The sequence below is a fragment of the Bacillus sp. XT-4 genome (assembly GCF_050864245.1).
GTDB lineage: Bacteria > Bacillota > Bacilli > Bacillales > Bacillaceae > Bacillus > Bacillus altitudinis.
Map to the genome: position 1 here is coordinate 267,871 of NZ_JBPAFI010000003.1, position 23,093 is coordinate 290,963.

Annotated in this window: 23 protein-coding genes and 1 pseudogene; 12 read left to right on the top strand and 12 right to left on the bottom strand. The window is 41.5% G+C overall.

Annotated features, from left to right (window positions below):
* Window positions 1-107 precede the first annotated feature (107 nt).
* Window positions 108-1,004 carry a M23 family metallopeptidase gene (locus ACRRMM_RS11220; RefSeq protein ID WP_035389779.1) on the top strand — a complete coding sequence of 299 codons (897 nt, stop codon included), beginning with the start codon at window positions 108-110 and terminating at the stop codon, window positions 1,002-1,004.
* An 86-nt stretch (window positions 1,005-1,090) separates the two neighbouring features.
* Here ACRRMM_RS11220 and ACRRMM_RS11225 read toward each other — a convergent pair whose 3' ends face one another.
* The 5 genes and pseudogenes from ACRRMM_RS11225 to ACRRMM_RS11245 form a co-directional block, all read right to left on the bottom strand.
* The gene (locus ACRRMM_RS11225; protein ID WP_007497589.1) at window positions 1,091-1,438 is read right to left on the bottom strand and encodes a P-II family nitrogen regulator; all 348 of its coding nucleotides are present in this window, start codon (window positions 1,436-1,438) and stop codon (window positions 1,091-1,093) included.
* A 19-nt stretch (window positions 1,439-1,457) separates the two neighbouring features.
* On the bottom strand, window positions 1,458-2,666 hold the full coding sequence (locus ACRRMM_RS11230) for an ammonium transporter (RefSeq protein ID WP_035389777.1): 1,209 nt from the start codon (window positions 2,664-2,666) through the stop codon (window positions 1,458-1,460).
* Between the two features lie 193 nt (window positions 2,667-2,859).
* Window positions 2,860-3,600, bottom strand: a complete 741-nt coding sequence (locus ACRRMM_RS11235) for an amino acid ABC transporter ATP-binding protein (protein ID WP_035389775.1) — start codon at window positions 3,598-3,600, stop codon at window positions 2,860-2,862.
* A 10-nt stretch (window positions 3,601-3,610) separates the two neighbouring features.
* Entirely contained in the window at window positions 3,611-4,288 is a 678-nt protein-coding gene (locus ACRRMM_RS11240; protein ID WP_007497584.1) for an amino acid ABC transporter permease, read from the bottom strand.
* Window positions 4,289-4,329: 41 nt separating this feature from the next.
* Window positions 4,330-5,218, bottom strand: a pseudogene (locus ACRRMM_RS11245) (transporter substrate-binding domain-containing protein).
* Between the two features lie 176 nt (window positions 5,219-5,394).
* Here ACRRMM_RS11245 and ACRRMM_RS11250 point away from each other — a divergent pair.
* Window positions 5,395-6,786 carry an MFS transporter gene (locus tag ACRRMM_RS11250; protein ID WP_428828656.1) on the top strand — a complete coding sequence of 464 codons (1,392 nt, stop codon included), beginning with the start codon at window positions 5,395-5,397 and terminating at the stop codon, window positions 6,784-6,786.
* 33 nt (window positions 6,787-6,819) lie between these two features.
* On the opposite strand, the gene ACRRMM_RS11255 is transcribed toward ACRRMM_RS11250, so the two are convergent.
* From ACRRMM_RS11255 to ACRRMM_RS11265, 3 genes are all read right to left on the bottom strand, one after another.
* Window positions 6,820-7,419, bottom strand: a complete 600-nt coding sequence (locus tag ACRRMM_RS11255; RefSeq protein WP_008343330.1) for an undecaprenyl-diphosphatase — start codon at window positions 7,417-7,419, stop codon at window positions 6,820-6,822.
* Window positions 7,420-7,528: 109 nt separating this feature from the next.
* Entirely contained in the window at window positions 7,529-8,716 is a 1,188-nt protein-coding gene (locus ACRRMM_RS11260) for an MFS transporter (RefSeq protein WP_008343329.1), read from the bottom strand.
* 15 nt (window positions 8,717-8,731) lie between these two features.
* A complete protein-coding gene (locus ACRRMM_RS11265) occupies window positions 8,732-9,145 on the bottom strand; it encodes a MarR family winged helix-turn-helix transcriptional regulator (protein WP_428828655.1) in 414 nt (137 codons plus the stop codon).
* A gap of 347 nt (window positions 9,146-9,492) precedes the next feature.
* Here ACRRMM_RS11265 and spoIIID point away from each other — a divergent pair, with 347 nt between their 5' ends.
* The 4 genes from spoIIID to ACRRMM_RS11285 all read left to right on the top strand — a co-directional run bounded on the left by spoIIID (window position 9,493) and on the right by ACRRMM_RS11285 (window position 12,781).
* Window positions 9,493-9,771, top strand: a complete 279-nt coding sequence (spoIIID, locus tag ACRRMM_RS11270) for a sporulation transcriptional regulator SpoIIID (RefSeq protein ID WP_008343327.1) — start codon at window positions 9,493-9,495, stop codon at window positions 9,769-9,771.
* 185 nt (window positions 9,772-9,956) lie between these two features.
* Complete coding sequence (gene mbl / locus ACRRMM_RS11275) at window positions 9,957-10,958, top strand: cell shape-determining protein Mbl (protein ID WP_007497573.1); 1,002 nt, start codon at window positions 9,957-9,959, stop codon at window positions 10,956-10,958.
* 134 nt (window positions 10,959-11,092) lie between these two features.
* Window positions 11,093-11,932 carry a flagellar hook-basal body protein gene (locus ACRRMM_RS11280; RefSeq protein ID WP_017360018.1) on the top strand — a complete coding sequence of 280 codons (840 nt, stop codon included), beginning with the start codon at window positions 11,093-11,095 and terminating at the stop codon, window positions 11,930-11,932.
* A gap of 30 nt (window positions 11,933-11,962) precedes the next feature.
* Window positions 11,963-12,781 carry a flagellar hook-basal body protein gene (locus ACRRMM_RS11285; protein WP_007497568.1) on the top strand — a complete coding sequence of 273 codons (819 nt, stop codon included), beginning with the start codon at window positions 11,963-11,965 and terminating at the stop codon, window positions 12,779-12,781.
* A 14-nt stretch (window positions 12,782-12,795) separates the two neighbouring features.
* Here ACRRMM_RS11285 and ACRRMM_RS11290 read toward each other — a convergent pair whose 3' ends face one another.
* Window positions 12,796-13,851, bottom strand: a complete 1,056-nt coding sequence (locus ACRRMM_RS11290) for a tetratricopeptide repeat protein (protein ID WP_039962963.1) — start codon at window positions 13,849-13,851, stop codon at window positions 12,796-12,798.
* 219 nt (window positions 13,852-14,070) lie between these two features.
* Between ACRRMM_RS11290 and fabZ the strand changes: the two genes are divergently transcribed.
* Both fabZ and mscL read left to right on the top strand, forming a co-directional pair.
* Entirely contained in the window at window positions 14,071-14,505 is a 435-nt protein-coding gene (fabZ, locus tag ACRRMM_RS11295) for a 3-hydroxyacyl-ACP dehydratase FabZ (protein WP_007497564.1), read from the top strand.
* 126 nt (window positions 14,506-14,631) lie between these two features.
* Window positions 14,632-15,027 (top strand): large conductance mechanosensitive channel protein MscL, encoded by a 396-nt coding sequence (gene mscL, locus ACRRMM_RS11300; RefSeq protein WP_008343317.1) that lies wholly within the window; start codon window positions 14,632-14,634, stop codon window positions 15,025-15,027.
* A 193-nt stretch (window positions 15,028-15,220) separates the two neighbouring features.
* Here the strand turns inward: mscL and ACRRMM_RS11305 are convergent, their stop codons facing one another.
* Window positions 15,221-15,631 carry a YwpF-like family protein gene (locus ACRRMM_RS11305; RefSeq protein ID WP_003215215.1) on the bottom strand — a complete coding sequence of 137 codons (411 nt, stop codon included), beginning with the start codon at window positions 15,629-15,631 and terminating at the stop codon, window positions 15,221-15,223.
* A gap of 117 nt (window positions 15,632-15,748) precedes the next feature.
* Between ACRRMM_RS11305 and ACRRMM_RS11310 the strand changes: the two genes are divergently transcribed.
* The 3 genes from ACRRMM_RS11310 (at window position 15,749) to ACRRMM_RS11320 (ending at window position 18,298) form a co-directional block, all read left to right on the top strand.
* Window positions 15,749-16,105 carry a hypothetical protein gene (locus ACRRMM_RS11310; protein WP_008343305.1) on the top strand — a complete coding sequence of 119 codons (357 nt, stop codon included), beginning with the start codon at window positions 15,749-15,751 and terminating at the stop codon, window positions 16,103-16,105.
* Window positions 16,106-16,495: 390 nt separating this feature from the next.
* Window positions 16,496-17,356, top strand: a complete 861-nt coding sequence (locus ACRRMM_RS11315) for a Cof-type HAD-IIB family hydrolase (protein WP_342493558.1) — start codon at window positions 16,496-16,498, stop codon at window positions 17,354-17,356.
* A gap of 153 nt (window positions 17,357-17,509) precedes the next feature.
* Entirely contained in the window at window positions 17,510-18,298 is a 789-nt protein-coding gene (locus ACRRMM_RS11320; protein WP_017360015.1) for an STAS domain-containing protein, read from the top strand.
* A 72-nt stretch (window positions 18,299-18,370) separates the two neighbouring features.
* On the opposite strand, the gene ACRRMM_RS11325 is transcribed toward ACRRMM_RS11320, so the two are convergent.
* A complete protein-coding gene (locus ACRRMM_RS11325; RefSeq protein ID WP_008343293.1) occupies window positions 18,371-21,148 on the bottom strand; it encodes a DEAD/DEAH box helicase in 2,778 nt (925 codons plus the stop codon).
* A complete protein-coding gene (locus ACRRMM_RS11330; protein WP_017360013.1) occupies window positions 21,135-22,742 on the bottom strand; it encodes an SWIM zinc finger family protein in 1,608 nt (535 codons plus the stop codon). The genes ACRRMM_RS11325 and ACRRMM_RS11330 overlap by 14 nt, the downstream gene beginning before the upstream one ends.
* Window positions 22,743-22,928: 186 nt before the next feature.
* Here ACRRMM_RS11330 and ACRRMM_RS11335 point away from each other — a divergent pair, with 186 nt between their 5' ends.
* Window positions 22,929-23,072: a hypothetical protein gene (locus tag ACRRMM_RS11335; protein WP_003214884.1), complete on the top strand. Its 144-nt coding sequence runs from the start codon at window positions 22,929-22,931 to the stop codon at window positions 23,070-23,072.
* The last annotated feature ends 21 nt before the right edge of the window (window positions 23,073-23,093 follow it).

The window sequence follows — 23,093 nt, forward strand, 5'->3', positions numbered from 1 at the left end:
ATTCATCATACATACTATTGATGCGATTGCGCAAAATAAAAAGAAAAATGATTTCGTGTGTATATATTTTTTGAAAAGTGTTCAGAATGTTGCTGAGGTGATGAAAAATGAGAGAGGAAGAAAAGAAACGTACTTCCAAAATCACAAAAGTTCAGCAATTTTTCCGTAAGCGCTGGGTATTCCCTGCTATTTACTTGGTCAGCGCAGCGGTCGTGTTAACAGCCGTTCTTTGGTATCAAGCTGTATCGAAAGATGTGAAAGACCAACTATCTGATGGAAATCAAACAGGACAAGAACAGCGTGATGATGCCGTTGAAGTTGGAAAGCCAATTGAAAATGTTGCTATGCCGGTCCAGAATTCTGAGAATGTTTCTGTCGTGAAAAAGTTCTATGAAGCAGATGCTGATCAAAAAGAAAAAGAAGCAGCACTTGTAAACTATAATAACACCTATACCTTAAGCAAAGGTATTGATCTTGCAGATAAAGATGGCAAAGTGTTTGATGTCACAGCTGCTCTTAGTGGAACAGTCGTTCAGGCGAAAAAAGATCCAGTTCTCGGTCACGTTGTTGAAATTGAACATGAAGATGGATTGTCTACTGTGTATCAATCGTTGTCTCAAGTGAGTGTAAAAGAAGGCGATGAAGTAAAGCAGAATGATGTCATCGGTGCTTCTGGTAAGAATCTATATGGTGCTGAAAGCGGCAACCATGTTCACTTTGAAATTCGTATGGAAGGTTTAGCGCTTAATCCGCTTAGCTTCATTGATAAGCCTGTTTCTTCCATTGAAAAAGCAGCGCAAGAAGTGACGGAAGAAGCAAAAGAACCTGCTCAGCCAAAAGCTGATGACAAAATGAAGGAACCTGCTGCTGACGATAAGGCAAAAGAGCCGGCTGAAGAAAAATCTGAAGATAAGTCTGATGAGAAGGGGAAATCCTCTGATCAAGAAAAGTCTTCTGATTCCTCTAAAGACCGCAGTCAGTCAGAAGAAACAAAACAATCTTAATGTCATGTCAGATCCTCTGTGTAGATAAATGCACAGAGGTTTTTTTCTGTCTTTAAAAAAACCTCCGCCATATGGCGGAGGGGATGCTATAAGGCGGCAGGTCCTTCTTCACCTGTCCGAATGTTGATTGTATTTTCTATCTCATATATAAAAATCTTCCCATCCCCTGGTTCGCCTGTACGAAGTACCTTTTGAGCCGTTTCCACGACCTGTTCAACAGGTACTTTGCTTAAGACGATTTCAATCTTTAAACGTTCGTACACATTGCTTTCCTTTTTGACGCCACGGTATAGTTCCGTATGTCCCTTTTGTAATCCGCAGCCGTGCACATTGGAAAAGGTAATCGAGGTGACACCAATCTTTCCAAGCTCCACCTTTAATGTTTCAAAATTAGCTGGACGTGTGACAATCTCCACTTTATACATTTTGCTCATAGAGACACCCCTTTTTTCTTTAATCTTGATATGCTTTTTCGCCGTGCATCGTTAAATCAAGACCGACTGATTCTTCTTCTTCAGTTGCGCGGATCTTGAAGAAGATGTTGACGACTTTGATGATCACGTATGTGACAACTGCAACAAAGACGTATGTGGCCACGATGGCGACAACTTGTTTCCAAAGTAAGCTTGGATCGCCGTAAAATAAGCCGTTGGCTCCGCCATCATTGACAGATGTAGTGGCGAAAAGGCCTGTAGCAATGCCTCCCCACGTACCGCCGATTCCGTGGAGACCGAATGCATCCAGTGCATCGTCATAGCCGAACTTGGCTTTGAGTGAATAGACGCCCCAGAAACAAACGATTCCGCCGATGATTCCGATGATGATCGAAGCGAATGGTGTGACAAAACCTGCGGCAGGTGTAATCGCTACTAGGCCTGCAATGGCGCCAGAGATTGCACCTAGCATCGTTGGTTTTTTGTTGATCATCCATTCGACTAACAGCCAGCCGATGATTCCTGCAGCAGCTGCTGTATTCGTGTTAATAAAGGCATACATGGCGACACTGTCTAATGTGAGGGCACTTCCTACGTTAAACCCAAACCAGCCAAACCAAATCACAGCTCCGCCAAGAAGTGTGTAGATCAAGTTATGCGGAGAAGAGTTTGCCGCTTCTTTTCGCTTCCCGAGAACAATGGCTACGACTAGACCAGCCACACCGGATGATATGTGGACGACGTTTCCACCGGCGAAGTCAAGTGCTCCCATTTCGCCAATCCAGCCGCCACCCCATACCCAGTGTGCGACTGGAGCGTATACAAATGTGACCCAAAGGAGTGTAAACACGACCACCGCTGAGTAACGAATACGTTCAGCGAAGGCACCAGAGATAATGGCTGTTGTGAGGACGGCAAAGGTCATTTGGAACATCATGAACAATGAATGTGGAATCGTATCACTATATGAACCAGGTTCAAAGCCAACGCCTTTTAGTCCAACCCAGTCAAAGCCTCCGATCCATGCATTGCCTGGCGCAAAGGCCAGTGAATAGCCAAACACGATCCAGACGATAGAGACAATGGCTAGTGAGGTTAAGCTGTGCATTGTCGTACTTAACACGTTTTTACTTCTCACAAGTCCTCCGTAGAATAAGGCTAAACCCGGTGTCATTAACCACACGAGTAGTGCGCAGAAGAACATAAATACTGTATCACCCATTTGCATGCTGCATTCCCCCGAATCATTCAGAATTAATAGATTTCTTAATTCTTCATTATAGAGAGAAAAGTCATATATAACATATTCATGTAAGTTTATCTAACATGGTTTTTTGGTCATTATCAATATAAATGGATGAAAAGTTCGTAAAAAATGAGAATAAACGTGTATGAACGACGAAAAATAAAGGGCGTTTGACCTATAAAATCGAACTGAGAAACAATTTGGTTCGCTCCTCTTGAGGAGAATCAAATAATTCTGATGGGGTACCTTGTTCGACAATTCGTCCTTCATGCATATAAACAACTCGGTCAGCTACTTCTTTTGCGAAGCCCATTTCATGAGTGACGATGACCATTGTCATGCCTTCTTTGGCAAGACTTTTCATGGTTTGCAGCACTTCGCCTACAAGCTCTGGGTCCAGCGCAGAAGTAGGCTCGTCAAATAACATGACATCGGGCTTCATGGCGAGAGCTCGTGCGATGGCAACGCGCTGTTTTTGACCGCCTGATAGCTTTGAAGGGTACACTTTTGCTTTATCCGCTAGTCCGACTTTCTCTAATAAGATATTGGCTTCAGTTATCGCTTGTGCTTTCTTTGTTTTTTTCACCATGACCGGTGCTTCGATGATGTTTTCAAGCACGGTTTTGTGCGGGAAGAGATTAAAATGCTGAAACACCATGCCTATTTTCTGCCTCATTTCATTTAATTGATCTCGTTTTGGATGAACGGGACTGCCATCAATGATGATCTGACCGTCATTTTTTATTTCTAAAAAATTCATACAACGGAGCAAGGTGCTTTTCCCAGAGCCGCTTGCACCAATTAAGACGACGACATCATTTTCATATACAGTGAGATCGATATCTTTTAAGACATGCAGCTCTCCAAAGTATTTATTCAGTTTTTCAACACGAATGATCTCTTTTGATTCTGTCATGCTTCTCCTCCTAATGATCACTGACTGAAAGTTTCTTCTCAACGGTTTGCACAGCGAATGTTAACAGCAGGACAAGAACTAAGTAATAGACAGCCACGACAAGTAAGTACGTCATGTTGTCAAAACTGTTGGAACCTTGAGTGGTGGCTATGTTAAAGAGTTCATTGACGCTGATGAAGGCGGCAAGTGATGAATCTTTTAAGCCGATAATAAACTGATTGCCGAGAGGGGGGAGGGCACGCCGCATCGCTTGCGGGAGAATGATACGTCTCATGGTTAGAAATCGCCCCATGCCAAGAGAACGTCCTGCTTCTTTTTGACCTTGATCGATTGATTGAATCGCACCTCTAAATATTTCTGCTATATAGGCACCGTTATGGAAGGCAAGCGCAATAGAGGCTGCCCAAAAGTCGGGTATATTTAATTCTGTCAGCCCAAAATACAGGATAAAAATCTGCACAATGAGTGGTGTCCCGCGTACAAGGAAGATATAGGCATTTGCGATATAACCGAAAACGGCTACGCGGGATATTTTTAGTAAGGCAAAGAAAAGCCCGATGAACATGCCGATGAAAATACTGATGACAGTGAGTTGTAAGGTGAGCAGCATTCCTTCTAAGAAAACGCCTCTAGAATCAATCAGCGTTTGAAAAAAGTGTGATAAGGTAGGCAAAACAATCATCTCCATTTGAAGAAAGTGCGCCTAGAGAAAGGCGCACAATCGTGGTTTTAATCCTGTTTGACGGTAATATCTTCGTCAAAATACTTTTCGCTAATTTGTCTTAATGTTCCGTCTTTTTTGAGTGCATCAATCGCATCGTTGATTTCTTTTATGATCTCTTTATTGTCTTTAGAGACAGCGATTGCTTGCTCACTTTGCCCGAGTCTTTCTTGTGCTTCAATTTTAAGTTTTTTCTTCATGGCTTCTGCACCTGTGGCAAAATCAGTGACGACCGCATCGTGTTTGCCGTTGGCTAGTGCTTCTAAAGCGACAACATCACTGTCGTAATATTTTGGTTCCTGCCCGCTATGTTCTTTGGCAATATCCGCATAGGACGAACCTTTAGAGACAGCGATTTCTTTGTTTTTTAAGTCATCTGCACTGTGAATGTCTGCGCCGGGTCTTGTGAAGATTTGCGGACCGGAGTAGTAATACGGTTGAGAAAAAAGGACGTGTTTTTTTCGTTCCTCGTTGATGGTATGACTTGCAACGGCCGCATCAAATTTGCCTGCTTTGACGCCTTCGACGATGCCTGCGAATTTATATTTTTTCTGTACAGGCTCTAGGCCCATCTTGTCACTAATCGCATTGCCGACATCAATATCAAAGCCGGACATCTGGTTTCCATCCATGTAACTGAATGGGTGGAATTCACCTGATGCTGCAAAAATAAATTTCCCATCCTCCAAAATCGGTGACCCTTTCGCTGTAGAATTACGTTTATCTCCGTTTCCATTTGTTTCATTTGAACTACACGAAGACAGAAGTAATACTGCAACCGAGAAAAGGGCTGGGACCCAAAACCGTCTTTTTTTAATAATAAGCTATCTCCTCCTTTTCAGCCGTTCTCCGTATAAGGAGAAAGTAGGCTTTTAAATATGTGTAGCATCTTACCATTTGTTCCTCATATTCTCAATTTTATATGCGCTTTTCCAACACTTGCCCTTTTTAGAATGTATGTCTTGCTTTTCGGAGAGAGAACTTGAATTGCTAAGGGTAAAAAAGGGAAATGAATCTCATAATAACGAGGAGATAGACAAAGAACGTGTATGTCAAAAGAAGGGGGCGGGTGTATGATCAAATGGAAAAACAACCGAAAAGTCTTTTTAACGGCGATTGCTTTTGGCACGATGTTAAATCCATTGAATTCCTCAATGATTTCTTTAGCCTTGCATCAAATTCAGCATGAGTTCGGATTGTCGTTTACGACGGTATCTTGGCTCATTTCAACCTTTTATTTGGCCAGCGCGGTCACGCAGCCGGTGAGTGGACGAATTGGAGATCATGTGATGAGCCGGAGAACTTTATTTTTATTTGGACTAGTTCTAGTGGCAGTCTCAGCCATTTGTGCGCCGTTTGCCCCGACTTTTGCGGTGCTGATTGTGATCCGGCTTCTTCAGGCGATTGGAAGCAGTGCGATCTATCCTTCAGGTGTTGGACTGATTCGGGATCATGTGAAGGAACGACAAGCTTCTGCTTTAGCGGTATTGTCCATCTTTGCTTCAGCGATGACAGCACTCGGGCCGACACTTGGCGGGTTTTTGATGACGATCGGCAGCTGGCCGGCGATCTTTTTAGTGAATCTGCCATTCATATTGATTAGTTTTTTTCTAGGCCTTTCCTTGTTTCCTAAGGAGAAAAAGAAAAAATTGCGTATCGGAGACACTGTCCGAAAGCTTGATTTGCCAGGGATGTTTCTATTTACAGTTTGTATTGTCCTTTTGCTTTCTTTTTTATTATCACTATCTGATGGTATTCAGTATGTACAGGGCATTCTCTGTCTTTTGAGTGCGGGTGCTTTTATATGGTGGGAGCATCAGGTGGATGAGCCATTTATCCAAATTCGGATGTTCAGGCAGGAGAAACGGCTTTCACTTGTGTATGTGCAATTTATCATTTTAAATATTTTCTTCTATTGTCTCTTTTTTGGCTTGCCAAGTTATTTTCAGGATGAATTGGGCTGGCGTGTGGAGATGACGGGTCTCTTTATGCTTTGCATGTCTGGCGTGAGCATTATGGTATCGCCGCTGACTGGCAAGTGGGTAGATCGCGGCGATGAACGGCATCCTGTTTTGGCAAGTGCTGTGCTCATGCTGGCCGGCGCTTCCGCCATGACTTTCTTTTTTATTCCTGCGCCATTCTGGGGGAAAGGACTGGTTCTTGCTTTGCTTGGACTCAGTTACGGGATTGGAAATGTTGCGCTTCAAGCTGCGATGTTAAAAGCGAGCCCTCAACAAATGATTGGCACGACCTCTGGGCTTTTTCAAACATGCAGGTACCTTGGTTCCATTCTATCATCTGCCGTGCTTGGCATGCTGTTTGGTGAGGAAATTGCAGGTTCTCATTTTGACCAATTAGGCTGGACATTGATCATGATTTCTCTTGTCGGCATTAGCGTCAGCCTTTATTTTTCGAGTATGGTCAGAGGAAAACAAACAATGAAAAAAGCGGCTGGGATAAAGTAGAAGAGAGGTCTTCCATACTTTATCGCAAGCCGCTTAAGAGTTGGACAGGTCTGACCCTTGGTCCTTTTGCTTCCTTCTGAAAATTTTGCCCACAATGTTCTCGTAAAATGTCACGATACGGTCAATTGGAGAGTCAAAGAACTTCCATAATTTATTCATGATAAAGACAACCACAATCGATACGATCAAGCTGCCTAATACATCAAATGGATAATGATGACCGACCCAGATGCGGGAGAACCCTGTCAGTAATCCAAAAACAAGCAAAATATTGCCGAGTTTTTTATTACGGGATCGAATGGCTAGTGAAAGAGCCAGTGCACCTGTTGTGTGGTCACTTGGGAAGGAAGCGTCTGCTGAGTGCGGGATGAGTGTGTCGACTTTGTGCGCCACAAACGGCCGCTCTTCATAATAAAACAGCGTAATGGCAAAATTGACGATGAGTGCCACGATGCCTGTTACACCAGAAAAGAAGACATGCTTCTTAAATTTGTGATTACCTAAAAACCAGCAAATCAATAAGACGAGGGCATATACGAGAATGGCCTTTTTCGTAATGAAAATCATGGCCTGATCTAAAAACTCAGAATGATGAGCCATCCCGTGTATGACTTTAAACAATTCGTAATTCAAAACATCACCTATACTTTCGCTTAACGCCAACTATTTTTCAAAAGACCTATCTGTTCATTTGAAATATCCTATATTTTAGCATGTTTTCAGTGAAGTTTAAAACAGTATCCTATTCTGATAGGGAAACCTTTTGTGCTTTTGCTTCTTGCGGTTTTCGTTCGCTCCAATAAAAAACGCCCATGCTGAGTAACACGACAACGCCAGCAATGAGATATACATTTGAAAAATCTGTGAAGCTGACAAGCAGTCCGAAGACAAAGGATCCAGCGGCAATCCCCGTATCATACAAGGTAAAGAAAGTTGCTGTGGCGTAGCCTGTACGGTGTGCTGGTGAGTGCTGTATCGCAAGTGTTTGTAGACATGGCACCAAAGAGCCGTAGCCAAGGCCGATGACAGCGCCGGATAAAAGAAGCATGGTGGCTGTTTGTGTAGCGGTCAGCATCCATAAACCAATCGCAAAGAGAGCAATAGATGGGTAGATCACAATATGAGGCCCGACTCGGTCAAACAGTCTGCCTGTAAATGGACGTGATCCAAGCATTGCAGCTGCAAAAACAATGAAGAAATAACTGCTTGCACCCATCAGATGAAGTGAATTGGCATAGACTGAAATAAATGAAATGATCGGCGAGTAACAGAAGGAGATAATGATTCCAACTGCTGCCGTTTTTAAAGCGCCTTTTTCAAACAGATGAGAAAAAGTGAATCGAAAGACGACACTTCCGCCATTTTCAGGCTCTGGCTGTCTAATCAGCATCGTGAAAGCTGCACCGATGGAGACGATGATGGAAAAGAGCAGAAATAAAGAATGGAATCCGATTTTTCCTACTTGATTCAGTGCGATAAACGGACCGATGACCACGGCGAGGTTCATCGACATCACAAAGTATCCAAGGCCCTCTCCTCGTTTATGTTTCGGAATCATATCAGCTGCAATGGCACTTGCTACGGTTGTCAAAATGCTGAAGAAGATTCCTTGCACGAAACGCAGCATGAGAAGTGTTTGGAATTGATCAATTGGAATGTATAAATAAGTGAGCAGGGCAAAAGCCGTTGAAGAAAAAATCGCCATGCGTTTCTTGCCGAATTTCTCAATAATGGCCCCTGAAAATGGTCTTGTCACAATTGCTGATAATAAGAAGACCGTCACAAGGAGGCCGCCCTGTGATTCTGTTCCATTTAATTCATCCATTGTGTAAATGGGGAGTAAGGTCAAAAGGGCATAAAAAGAGGTGAATGTAAATAAATTCACCAGGACAATCATGATAAAGTCTTTTGTCCAAATGCGTTCGTTCATGGTGTATGTCACTTCCTATTCAGTTGATAATTTGTGTAGTAGTTTATGGAGGAGCTGTTTTTCTTCGTAGGTAAAATCTGAAAGACATTCTTCTTCAAATTGTTCCATCGTCTGTTTGATTTTTTTAAACTTTGCTTTTGCATCGTCTGTCATGACGATGAGATTCTCACGTTTGTCTTTTCCTTGGACTCGTTTCACCCAGCCGTTTGCTTCTAGACGTGTCACGGTTCTTGTAATCGTCGGTGCTTCGACGTTCAAATAGGTCCAAATGTCTTTTTGCGTTTTAGGGCCGAATGTATCCAAACAAAAAAGTACAGTCCACTGGGACATGTACAAGTCATAAGCAGCAAGCGCTTCGTTCGCTTTTTTAGACAGCAGCCGCGCGCTTTGATGTATTTGATGTAAACACTCTCTGTTTAACGTATCCATAGGCTCACCTTTATTCATTATTTATCTAGGTAAATAAAATCACCTTTCCTATTTTACGTGTTACACCGATGCTTGTAAAGTGAAAATTTTCGGCACTCGAAATGATTTTTTGTTTTGTCTTTTCTGATAAATCCCTTGTCCCATCTTCATTTTTAGCATATTCCCTATGCAATGCTAATACACTGTTACAAACCTGACAAAGAGAGTGTTTGAGGTGAGGGATCGTGTTTGGCATTTACTACCTAATGGATGAGAAATTAAGACGAACAAGCGCCGCTGAAAATGGATAATATTGATACGGATCTCATTTCACACTTCTCACATCCATTTTAGGGAGGTCGAGTGGTGTGCACGATTACATCAAAGAGCGAACAATCAAGATAGGAAAGTATATCGTGGAGACAAAGAAAACCGTTCGTGTAATTGCGAAAGAATTTGGAGTCTCTAAAAGTACTGTACACAAGGATCTAACAGAAAGACTGCCAGAAATTAATCCAGATCTGGCTAACGAAGTGAAGGAGATACTGGATTATCATAAATCAATCCGTCACCTGCGAGGGGGAGAAGCCACAAAGTTAAAGTATAAAAAAGAAGAAATTTTAGAAGGTGAGCCTGTAAAACAGTAAGCTTTAGTTCTTTGTTCATAAACATGATATATATATCTTCCTCTTATCGGTAGTTTCTAACCACAAATTTTGTAAAGACTTTTGTAAAGAAATATCTTTTTTTCTGCAAATTATGATAGAATATATAATTAGGGCAGAATGTGGTATTTGCTATGGAAACAGATTTTCAAGGAGGATATATATAGATGTTTGCTAGGGATATTGGAATTGATCTTGGTACTGCAAATGTACTGATTCATGTCAAAGGAAAAGGAATTGTGTTAAATGAACCATCTGTTGTCGCTCTTGATAAAAACAGCGGGAAAGTATTAGCTGTTGGAGAAGAAGCGAGACGTATGGTTGGACGTACGCCTGGGAATATTGTTGCGATTCGTCCATTAAAAGATGGCGTAATTGCTGATTTTGAAGTAACTGAAGCGATGCTCAAGCATTTTATTAACAAATTGAATGTGAAAGGGCTGTTCTCTAAGCCGCGTATGCTCATCTGCTGCCCGACAAACATTACATCTGTTGAGCAGAAGGCAATCAAAGAAGCTGCTGAAAAAAGCGGCGGGAAGCATGTATTTCTTGAAGAAGAGCCAAAAGTAGCAGCAATTGGTGCTGGTATGGATATTTTTCAGCCAAGTGGAAACATGGTCGTAGATATTGGAGGCGGAACGACAGATATCGCTGTCATCTCGATGGGTGACATTGTAACCGCCTCTTCTATTAAAATGGCTGGAGACAAATTTGACCTGGAAATTCTAAACTACATTAAAAAAGAGTACAAGCTGTTGATCGGTGAGCGAACTGCAGAGGACATTAAGATCCAAGTTGCAACGGTATTCCCAGACGCACGTCACGAAGAGATCTCGATTCGTGGACGAGACATGGTGACAGGATTACCAAGAACGATTACCGTCACAAGCAAAGAAGTAGAAGAAGCATTACGTGAATCTGTATCTGCCATTGTTCAGGCTGCGAAACAAGTTCTTGAAAGAACACCACCTGAATTATCAGCTGATATCATTGACCGCGGCGTTATCATTACTGGTGGCGGAGCGCTTCTAAACGGGCTTGATCAATTGCTTGCAGAAGAGCTGAAAGTACCAGTTTTCGTTGCAGAAAATCCAATGGATTGTGTAGCAGTTGGTACTGGCGTGATGCTTGATAATATGGACAAGCTGCCAAAGCGTAAACTCAGCTAATGATTTCCCTCATTCTTTTTAGAAAGAATGGGGGATTTTTATTAAAGAAGCCTGCCAATATGCCGATATATTTCATAGAAGATTGTGTACTGATGATTTTAGGTCATGTGAAAGAATTTGAATGAGGTGAGCACGTGTTAAAAGGACTATACACCGCAACATCTGCCATGATCGCTCAAGAGCGGCGGACAGAAATGCTTTCAAATAATATCGCAAATGCGAATACTCCAGGCTATAAAGCAGATGAAGGGGCCATGCGCGCATTTCCAGAAATGTTGCTAAGCCGAATGGAATCAGGACGTTTCCAAACATCTTCAGGCAAAGGCTTTAGTATCCCGCAGCAAACGGCGATCGGCGGAATTAATACGGGAACATACATGCAGGAATTGATTCCCCAATTTACACAAGGAACATTAAAAACAACGGATCAAACAACTGATATCGCATTAGTAGAAAATAATGTACCCATCAACCCGGAGACAAATCAAAAGTCAGCGCTTTTTTATGCTGTGAATACACCAGAAGGCGTTCGTTATACGAAAAGCAGTTCCATTACATTGAATGATCAAAATCAGCTGACGATCAATGGACGTGCCCTTCTTTCCGTGACGGGCCAGCCGATTACAGTTCAAAGTGAGAATTTCAAAGTGAACGCAGATGGAACCGTGAGTGAAAACGGACAAAACCTTGGACAAATTGATGTACGTGTTGCAATGGATACAAGAAACCTTGCGCGTGAAGGAAATGATTTATACCGTACAGCTGATAACCAGCCTCTTCCAAGTGCGGTCAATAACGGTCAAATGTCCTATACATTAAGCCAAGGTGTATCAGAGCTGTCGAACGTTGATGTGACGAAATCATATACAGAAATGACAACAGCCTACCGCGCGTTTGAAACAAACCAAAAAGTGGTTCAGGCATATGATAAAAGTTTAGAAAAAGCAGTGAATGAAATCGGAAGAGTGTATTAATGAAGAAATGAAAGAGAGAGGAGGATTCTCATGCTTAGAACGATGATCAATGCAGCTGTGTCGATGAACGAGGTGCAAAAGCAGCTTGATATCATTAGTAATAACATCGCAAACAGTGAAACAACAGGGTATCGCGCGAAAAACACCCGTTTTTCAGAGCTGGTCAGACAACAGTTTAATCAGGTAGATGAAAAAAATGAGCAGGTGGCAAACAGTCGTCTGACACCTGCTGGTTTAAGGCTTGGAACTGGTACGATGGTCAATGCATCCATTAACTCATTGCAAGGTTCTATTAAAGAAACAGGCCGTGACCTTGATGTTGCATTTGGTGCGCCATCTCAGTATTTGCAGGTCAATGCTGGCGGTAACATCCGGTATACAAGAGATGGCTCTCTTTATTTACAGCCAGGAAATAATCGGAATCAAGTCCAGCTGGTGACAAGCGAAGGCCATCCGATTCTTGACGAAAACGGGAATGAGATTGTCTTAAATGCGAATTTCCGTGATATTTCTATCGATAAAAATGGCCGGCTTACAGCTATTTCTCGAGGCAATCAACCGAATCAGCAGGTGAATCTTGGGGTTGTTCAAGTGAATAATTCTTCAGCACTCATCTCTGAAGGAGAAAATTTGTTCTCAGTCGACGGCAACTATCAAGGCGCTTTAACGGCACTGAATGGGGCAAACCGTCAGGCCATTCAACTTCAGCAAGGTGCACTTGAAACGTCGAATGTGGACATGTCTAAAGAATTAACAGACCTCATGACAACACAGCGTTCGTATCAGATGAACTCAAGAACCATTACGATGGGCGATCAGATGCTAGGACTCATTAATACCATTCGATAATGAGCAGGCGGATGTCAGCCTCTCATGATAAAAAAGGCGGCTCGCTCAAAGTCGCCCTTTTTTTTATAAAAATCTGAGACATCTGCAAGCAGATCTTCAAGATCAATCCAGGCTTCTTTTCGTTCAAGACATGTGACGAGTGTAGCAATCTGTTCATCTGCCTTGGGCGTTTGGCTGTAGAGAAGGAATAAAATTTGGAACTTGATTCTTAATAGATCAAATTGGGCATCAACGGCTTCTTTTAGACCTTTTTGAATATACTTCATTCCTTCATCAGTTAAATTCTCTTTAAAGCAGGAACGCACAGTTTCATAGAGACACGATACATAGGAGTGGGCAGATTTCCGGTATGCTGGGAGCCGAAGCGCTTTTTTAAAGTATTCTAGTGCTTCCTTATGACGATTCTGTCTCGACTTGATAAAACCAGCGTCATAATACACGATACCAAGCAATTCTTGGTCATCAATCATTTTCACGTATTCGATAATTTCAATAAAAATAGCTTCTGCTTCTTCATATTTTTTTTGATCACTAAAGTTAAGTGCGAGCACAATTTTGCACCGATAAATGCTGTGGATATCCCCGTGCTTTGCAAAGATATCCATGGCTTTTTCAACATGTCGAATGGATAACAGTGAATAGCGGTTGTTATAATAAACACCACTTGTACGGAAATGAAACTCCGCTTCCTCTAGCTCATCGTCTAGCAGGGGAAGTTTCTCTTCTGCTTTTTCAAGATAATGAATGGCATCATTTTGATCGCTCTTTAAAGATTCGTATAAACCGAGAAAAAAGTAAAAATAATATTGCAGTTGATCATTCATTTGATCTTTGTGGAGCATGAGTTCATGCTTCAGTTTTTCTAAGTCTTCTGTTTGGTTCATCCAGAGCTGATGGCGAAAAAGCATAAGCTGATAATGTAAATGAAGCTCCTGTTTCTTTGACAATCTACGTTTATATTTGGTTAAGGACGTTTTGATCTCTTCAGCCTTCGAAAAGTGTCGATGTTTTAGCATTGTATACCACGAATGGAGAAGTTTTTTAATGGATTTATCGCTTATAAAATTCATTTTTACCCTCTTATTCAATCAATGATGTAATATATATTACCATATTTGTGAAAAAACGATGAGTGTAGAGTGGATTATATTTCATGACAATAGGTAATAATAGATGTTATTTTTTACCATAATTGTTGGCTAGACATTGAAAAATGACTGCATTCATAATATACTTCAATAGGAATCAAATGAAGATTAGCGATATAGAAAAGAAGGAGAGATCAAGACATGCTTGATGCTCAGCAAATTCAAGACATTATTCCACACCGTTATCCATTTTTATTGGTTGACCGTATTTTAGAAGTTGATGGTGAGAAAAGAGCGGTTGGAATCAAAAATGTCACAGTAAATGAAGAATTTTTTAATGGCCATTTCCCAGGATACCCCGTCATGCCAGGTGTGCTTATTGTAGAAGCGCTCGCTCAAGTTTTTGGGGTCATCATGTTAGGTAAAGAAGAGAACAAAGGGAAAATTGGTTTGTTTGCAGGGATTGACAGCTGCCGATTCAAAAGACAGGTCAAGCCCGGCGATCAGCTACGTTTAGAGGTTGAAGTCACGCGTCTTCGCGGTCCAGTTGCCAAAGGAAAAGCAGTTGCAACAGTAGATGGCGAAGTGGCATGTGAAGCAGAACTGACATTTTCTATCGGTCCGAAAGTATCGTAATATGTCTGACGGTTCATCTTGTATGAACCGTTTTTTATATGGAAACATTCAGCCCAAGCGGATAAGGACTTGCTTTTTTGACAAAAAAACGTCATATTAGACAAAAAAAGATGAAGGTGATAAAGAATGCTGAAAGAATTTAGAGAGTTTGCCGTCAAGGGGAATGTAATTGACCTGGCTGTCGGTGTCATCATCGGGGGAGCATTTGGCAAAATTGTCACTTCTCTTGTGAATGATTTAATTATGCCGCTTGTTGGTATTATTGTTGGGGGGCATGATTTTAGTGGATTGTCTATTAAAATCGGTTCTGCTCAAATTTTGTATGGAAGTTTCATTCAAACAGTGGTCGACTTCTTGATTATCTCCTTTTCCATTTTTATCTTTATTCGTTATTTAAATAAATTAAAACGGAAAAAGGTAGAGGAAGAAGAAGTGGTTGAAACGCCAGATCAAACGGAAGTGTTGTTAACCGAAATTAGAGATTTATTGAAAAAACAAAGCCAATCGAAAGATGTGCAATAGAAAAAGAGCGGCTCATCCCGCTCTCAGCGTGTAGACAAACCCTCGCATTCTTTGTCAGGGCTGTGCTCCGGTGCTCGCCCTTCCTAGACACTTCAAAGGTTTTCTATCACGCTGAAAAGGAAGACAAAGGGCTAAAATAAAGTTCATTTTAGCCCTTTGTCAACCATCTAAGAGCGGCTCATCCCGCTCTTTTTTATGTGTTCTGTTTAAAAGCATCCAGCAGTTTTTCTCCTGATAGCCCCTCTTTGACGAGGTCTTTTAATACTTCTTCGGTTTCTGTTCTGTAACGATTTGTGATCATTTTACCGTCGAGTAATACAGATATGTTTTCTTCTAAGGCAACGATGTTTTTGACTTGGACCGATAGATGAACAGGGCGGTTGTTTTCTTTTGTAATCGTCACGAGAATCTTTACTTCTGTATGCTGCTGGAAGAGCACCTCAAACACTTGTCTATGCTTCTTTGGAATCAGTGCCTCGATCATCCAGTGATTTTCGCCATCTTCTTTATTAATGATTAAGCCGTCACGAAGGGGAATGCTGGACATTTTATCTTGCTTTGGATCAAGTTCGATTTTTAAATCAATCAGCCTAAAGGTTTTCATATTTATCACCTCACAAGCGTTCATTATTCGTAAGTATCATTATAGCATACAACATCTGTATAAATGAAACCGCTGCCTACTCAGAACTAGCTGCATATAAGTGAAAGGAGATGTTTTATGGAGTCCTATCAACTTCGAAACATACATATTGGTGAGGAAAAGGAAAGCAATGTGAGGGTCTATACATGGGGAGATATTCTCTCATTTTGTGATGTGTATATGGAAGAAGGGGAGTCCCTCACTTTTCAATACGTGACAGACGATCAAATGGACTGTTTTGAATTTCAATTGTCAATTCATGATGGAAGGCTTTGTTTTTATTGGTTCGCGTGGGACGGGTCTGACTATATTCACATGCCTTCTAGTAATTGGATTCATTCAGATGTTTTTTATCAATTTATGAAAAATAAGTATTTCGTCAAACAAAATAAGATGATGTTTTATACACAAGCGGTAAAAAGTAAAAATGATTGAGGAAATAAAGAATTTGAAGAACGATTTTGTCATTTTCGTTTTTTGTCTCTTGTGCTATTTCTCAGTAGACTAGGGTTAGCTGAAAGGAAAGGAGGCAAAAGGCAAAGGTCTAGCATCTCGTGGCCCCCTCTAGCTATAGCTGATAGACTTTGCCTTGTACACATATTCACTGCGTAATAGTAGAACCAAGGTTTCTTTGTATCAGTCATGTGTCCCCTGTGAATCCCCTTATGCGTATCCGGTCATGTAGCGTGACCGGGTACTCTTATATTCATTGATAAGCCGATCATTCCTTGCAAATAGTGGATACTCATTTCATAATGATGATGGATTTGATAAACGGAAGGTCAACTGAAAATGCAGGCAAAAAAGGAGAGACCGATGACAAACATTCAATTAATCGCAACGGATTTAGACGGAACTTTATTGAACAGTGAGCACAAAGTGAGTCAGGAAAACGAGCAGGCGTTAAAGGAAGCAGCGGCGAGTGGGATTGAGGTTGTCGTTTCAACAGGAAGAGCGTATTTTGATGTGAAATCTATTTTTGATCAGCTTGGGATGAATACGTGGGTCATCAGTGCAAATGGAGCTGTGATTCATGATCTAGAAGGTCAGGTATATCATTCGGCTGTTCTAGAAGAAGAAAAAGCAAAACACATCTTATCATGGCTTGAAGAGCGTGATTATTACTATGAAGTGTTTACGAATGAAGCCATTTACACACCAAACCGCGGCAGGGAGCTTCTGGCGATAGAAATGGACCGCTTAAAGAGTGCAAATCCAGAAACGGATCAGCGTGTTCTTGAGCAAGCGGCTGAAGTTCAATACAGCCAGTCAGGTTTTGCTTATATTGATACATATCAAGAATTGTTTCGTGAGGATCAGAAGCTTTCATTTTATAACATCTTAGGTTTCTCATTTTTTCAAGACAGATTGAAAGCCGGATGGGATGCGTTTGGACATGATTCTGAATTAACATTGGTTAGTTCGGCTGATCATAACTTTGAAATTGGAGCAAAGGAAGCGTCGAAAGGGCAGGCGTTAACCAGGCTGGCAGAAAACCTCGGTATTCCATTAAGCCAAACAGCGGCTGTAGGAGACAGTTTAAATGATGAATCGATGATTCGGGCAGCTGGGGTTGGAATTGCAATGGGGAATGCGAGAAAGGATATAAAAGAATTAGCTGATCACGTCACGTTAACAAATGATGAACATGGTGTGGCACATATGATTCAACATCTTTTGAAATAATTGAATCGTATGGATTTGTATAAATGACATAGGATGAAGCGCATTCTACAAAAGAGGAATTCAGAACTACTTCTATTTACACCTGCTATGGAACATCATATAATTTAATTATGAATATAACCCGCTTGTAAGGAAGTTAAGGAGAGTAAACGAATGGCGCTGGAATCTTATAAGTCCGACAATCTGCATTTAATCAAGGAAGCCTTAGACTATACTCAGGTTGGCCTGACGGTGACGGACCCGTCTTTACCTGATAATCCTTTAATATATGTGAACAAGGGCTTTTTAGATATGACAGGCTATCAAGAAACCGAAGTATTAGGAAAGAACTGTCGTTTCCTTCAAGGAGATGAAACTGAACAGATTGCTCTCAAACAAATTAGGGCAGCCATTGAAAACAAAGAGGCTGTCACTGTACAGTTGAAAAACTATAAAAAATCTGGTCAAATGTTTTGGAACGAGTTAAGTGTGGCGCCTCTATGGATTGATGAAAATGAAGGGAAACGCCTTTATTTCGTCGGTCTGCAAAAGGATGTTACGAAAGAGAAGGAACAGCAAGAGCTTCTTGAGCAATCTATTGATGAAGTATTGAATATTTCTGTCCCGATTGTTCCGGTGAAGGATGGTATTTCTGTACTGCCGATCATTGGTACGTTAACAGCGCCAAGATTTGATAAAATCATCTCAACGGTCTCCACTTATATCTCTCAATCCAAAGATGATTACTTCATTGTGGATCTGTCTGGTTTATTAGAGGTGGATTCATTTGTGGCGGATGCGATCTTTAAGCTGAACGATTTGATTTTAATGACTGGCACTGAACTGATCGTGACAGGTATTAAACCAAATCTTGCGATGAAAATGGGAGAAATGAGAGAGGACTTCCGTGAGTTGAATACGTATATGAATGTGAAATCTGCATTGAAAAAGCTACAAATTTAAGCATTCCTTTATATGAGATTAAAAAAAGAGGACTTTTCATCAAGTTTGAGAAAAGTCCTCTTTTTGCTGTCATTAAGATGATTGAGCGGCTGCACTTAACGTGAATAAATCTTCTAGTTCGTTCGTTGACAGCTCTGTAATCCAGCTTTCACTTTGGATAATTTGATCATTTAACGTTTGTTTTGTTTCGAGCATTTGATCAATTTTTTCCTCTATCGTGCCGGTTGTGATCATCTTATGGACGTGAACAAACCGCTTTTGCCCGATGCGGTAAGCACGGTCTGTTGCTTGGTTTTCTACAGCAGGATTCCACCATCTATCGTAGTGAATGACATGATTGGCGGCGGTTAAGTTTAGTCCGGTTCCTCCTGCTTTTAAAGAAAGAATTAAGATGTTGAACTCTTTTTTCTGGAAGCGTTCCACCATTTTGTCCCGATCATGTTTTGATAAGCTCCCATTTAAAAATTGAACTGGTTCTCCAAACATCTTTTCAGCCAGCTGTTTGATCATGTTGCCCATTTCAATATACTGCGTAAAAATGAGACAGCTTTCTCCTTGTTCGTGTATGGCTTTTAACAGCTCTGCTAATTTATCCATTTTTAATGAACGTTTCAACAATTTCACGTCTGTTCCGCTCTCTTTTAAATAAAGAGCAGGGTGATCGCAAATTTGTTTGAGTCTGCCAAGCATACTTAGAATGATGGCTTTCCGCTGCATCCCTGTTAATGAGGCCATATGTTCGAATGTATCTTTGACCAGCTGTTCATATAAAGATGCCTGCTCTGCAGATAACGGGATGAATTCTTTTTCTTCTAGTTTCTCTGGCAGATTGAGTGCGACTTCTTCATCTTGTTTTGTTCGTCTTAATAAGAATGGCTTGATCAGCTGCTGCAGCTGTTGGATTCTTTTTTCTTCACGGTCTTTTTCAATCGGAAGGACGAACTTTTTATGAAAACTGGTCAGGCTGCCGAGATATCCTTTGTTCACGAAGTCGAAAATAGACCAAAGCTCTGTCAAACGGTTCTCCATCGGTGTCCCGCTGAGGGCAATGTGGTGCTGTCCTTTTAATTGCCTAATGGCTCTCGATTGTTTCGTATGGGCATTTTTAATGTTCTGGGCTTCGTCTAAGCAAATGGTATTCCATTTGGCTGCTGTTAATTCATCACGGTCAGAATGTGAGAGACCATACGAAGTGAGGACGATATCTGTTGACTCGTATGCTTTTGTAAAGTTCTCACCTTGTGGACGTGACGGTCCATAATGCAGAGCGACATTTAAATGTGGTGCGAATGTTTCAAGCTCTCTTTGCCAGTTCCCTAATACGGAAGTCGGTGCAATGATGAGAGATGGAGCGGCGTCTTGTTGATGCTCCTTCAAATAGGTGAAATAAGCGATCATTTGAATCGTTTTTCCAAGACCCATATCATCTGCTAAACAAGCCCCGAATCCATGAGACCTTAAGAACAGAAGCCAGTTGACACCGTGCTGCTGATACGGGCGCAGTGTGCCCTTAAAGGACTCACTCATCTCGTAGGATGGCAGCTCTTGTGTATCATTTAACTGATGAACAAGCCCTCGTAATTGAGACGAAAGTTCAAATTGAATATGGGCAAAGGCCGAACTGTCTAGTAGCTCAGGAATCGACTCAGAAGAGGCCTCTTGGTCTGCGAGTTCACGCGACAAAATATCCGACATATGAAGTCCTTCGTTCTCAGCGCGCTCCATCCATTTCTTCATTTGCTGGATAAAGGTCGGATCGATTTTAATCCATTGTCCACGAATGTTGACAAGACGACGTTTACTTTGAACAAGCTCGTTGAACTCATCTTCTGTCAACTCAATACCGTTTGTGGCAAAGCGCCAATTAAAGTCCATAAGGGCATCCATTCCAACGTGCGATTCGCCTCGTGGTGTGGAGGAAATCCGTGCTTTTAGCATCATGGTGCTTTCTTTGACGATCTGCCACCATGATGGGAGCAGGATCTCAATCCCCATGTTCACAAGTGTTTCACTCGCTTCAGATAGGAAGAGCCACGCTTCTTCTTCTGACATGAGGGTGGTACCAGATGTGAATGAGAGCCAAGGGACAATCTGACCGAACCGCTCCAGCTCTCTGGTGATTTTTTCTTGAAACGGACGCCATGATTTTTTTAAAGAACGGATGCCTTCAAAGAAATGCAGATCACTGTTTTTCTTATCACGCAAAAACAATTCAATTTTCCAATCATCCCCGTCGAAATCAGGCTCATTTAAACGCAAGCCGACAGTGAAAGGCGTCTCATCATCAATCCAGCCGATCGTTTCCAAGAAATCCTGTTCATCTAAAAAATGTCCTTGGAAGGAGGAAAGAGCAGGCGATTGTGCAGTCATTCGGTTCCATTTGTGCTGCAGGGCATCATCATACTGAATGTAATCCTGTACGGCAAAGGAGAACCAATCAGCTGTGTAGCCATCTAACAGACCTTCTTTGTCTTTAAAGCGAAGCATGCCTTGTGTCCATGCCTCGAAATCTGGGACAAAATCTTCATCCTCGATGAATTCGTAAATGGTTGAGGCTGTTTTCATAAGCGGCTCTGTTTCATCCGTTAACGTCACATGGCTGAAAGTATTGAATGAATTTTTCCCTAGCAATTCAACGGTCATCCAAGGACTTAACAGGAAGGCAGGTGTGCCAATAAAGCTCACATCTTCTAAGAATGTTCCGTAAAAAGATGATTCGTGCCATTGGAAAAGCTGCCTCTTCATTTCATTTAGCGGTACAGGCTGTCCGTCCTCTGCTTGCGCTGAAATGGTGAAAGAGAAATCTTCGGTTTGTTCTGCATGAATGACAATTTGTTTATGGCGTGTCATCAATTAATTTTCCTTTCTTCATTTCCTCTTGGAACGCACGCAGCCGTTTTGTTGAATCTTGCAGCTGCTGTACATATCTTTCCCACACCGCGGTTTTTTTCGTTTTATGATAAAGCGTACGCAGTTTTTTGAGCATTTTCACAGATTCCCGGTAAGCACTTCGATTCTTTTGATCGAGAAGCAGTGAGATTTCCCGGTGGTACGAAGGAATGAGTGCTTCAGGCTCTTCCTTTGCAATCTGTTTGATCAGTTCTTTCTCCAATTCACTGATGGAGAAACCAACGAGGCTGTGTATTTCAATCCATTCTGCATAGCGTTCTTGTGCATATAAGAGCTGACTATATTCAGTAAATGCATAAGGCATACAGATTTGGAGATAGCGTTCATACAAGAAATGATCTTTCGTCTGTTTAAAGTACGCGTCTAAATAAAAGAAGAAATCGCTGACGGCTCCACGCAGTTCTCTATAAGATAGGTCAAGCTGGCAATATTCTTCTAATACATATGTGATCTCTTGATACCAAAGTTTGAGACGCTTCCAGTCCTTGCGGTTTGTGAGATCCTTTAGCCAATTGAGCACATTTGGCAGCATATCTGCATTGAGCAATTTTAATTGCTGAAAAAGTCTTTCGTCTTCTTTTAGCAAATAATCCATATGCATCAGCCCAATGGTGCGCTCAACCGTTTGCTCCTGCTGTTGGGCGCTCTTGAGTAATTCTGTTTCTTTTTTGACCCATTTCCCTCTATTTAATATAGTTCCCCACATTTCCATAAAGACCGCAACTCGTTCATGCTGGAAAGGTCCGCTGATTTGAAGAAGTGTCCGAACGGCAGTTGGTGTGTTTTCAAGAAACGGATCGAGGGAAAAGGAAAGGGCGTATGTCCTCAAATGATCCACTGAATCAAAAATGGTGTTCATGAGCTGTTCTACATATGGATTCATTGAATAAAAGTCTTTTTCGGCATCAAGGCGGCCGAGGTCGATTAGCTCATGGAGCCTTAACCACACATCGATGGACGTATGAATCGCATACAAACTCTTGAATTCAGGTGAAGTGGGTGCGTGTTTTTTCAGGATCGATAAATAGCCGTAATACAAATGTTGTGGTGTTTGCTGGTGCTTCGGTGTCCGTTTCAGCCAGAGGTGAAATTCCTCCTGGAAAAAATTCAGCCAGCTCTGAAGTGATTGTTCATCTGGGCGCTTCACTTGGAAGTGCTGGCGAATGAGTTCTTTGCTGCGCTGTAATTCATCCTTCTCTGACCAATTTTCTGTAAAGCCGGTCACACTCTCTACTTGAGCGTATAGCGAAAAGAAAACAGCGAGGATGTGTTTACATAGTCCATCAGCTGGACATGAACAGCTGCTTCTCACTGGAAACAGCACATGAAGGTGGACTCTTGCTGCCACGACATCATGTACATAAGCTGACCATTCGGTATCAGACTCTTGCTTGAGCCGATATACGCTGTCCTGTCTATAAGTAATCAATGCTTTTTTGATGAGTTGCTTGTTTTCATCTGTTGCAGGAAGAAGTTCTTTGATCTGTTCGGCTGTTTGTTTGATTTCTTCTTCGTTGATGTTGTGCTGAAGCATTTGATCCGCTCCTAACCAAGTAAAAGATTCCAATTCTTTTATTATAGCTCAATGGTGATTTATAAAAAAGTTTTTCATGAAAATGGTCATAAATTTCAAAAGCTGTCGAATGATGTATTAGAGTATTGCATAAACCAACCATACAGCATATAATAATGAAATTAGTGGAATCGAAAGGATACAGACATGGATAATAAGGGTTTAAATCAAGAAGAGTTTTTAAAGATTTTGATGTACGCTCATGATATTGGTGAAAATTCCAATGATGTCACAACAAAAGAAATGCTTGAAAATCTGATTGCTCATATTCGAAATGGCCTTGTTTCATAAAAGTAACCCCCTGCTCTCTCA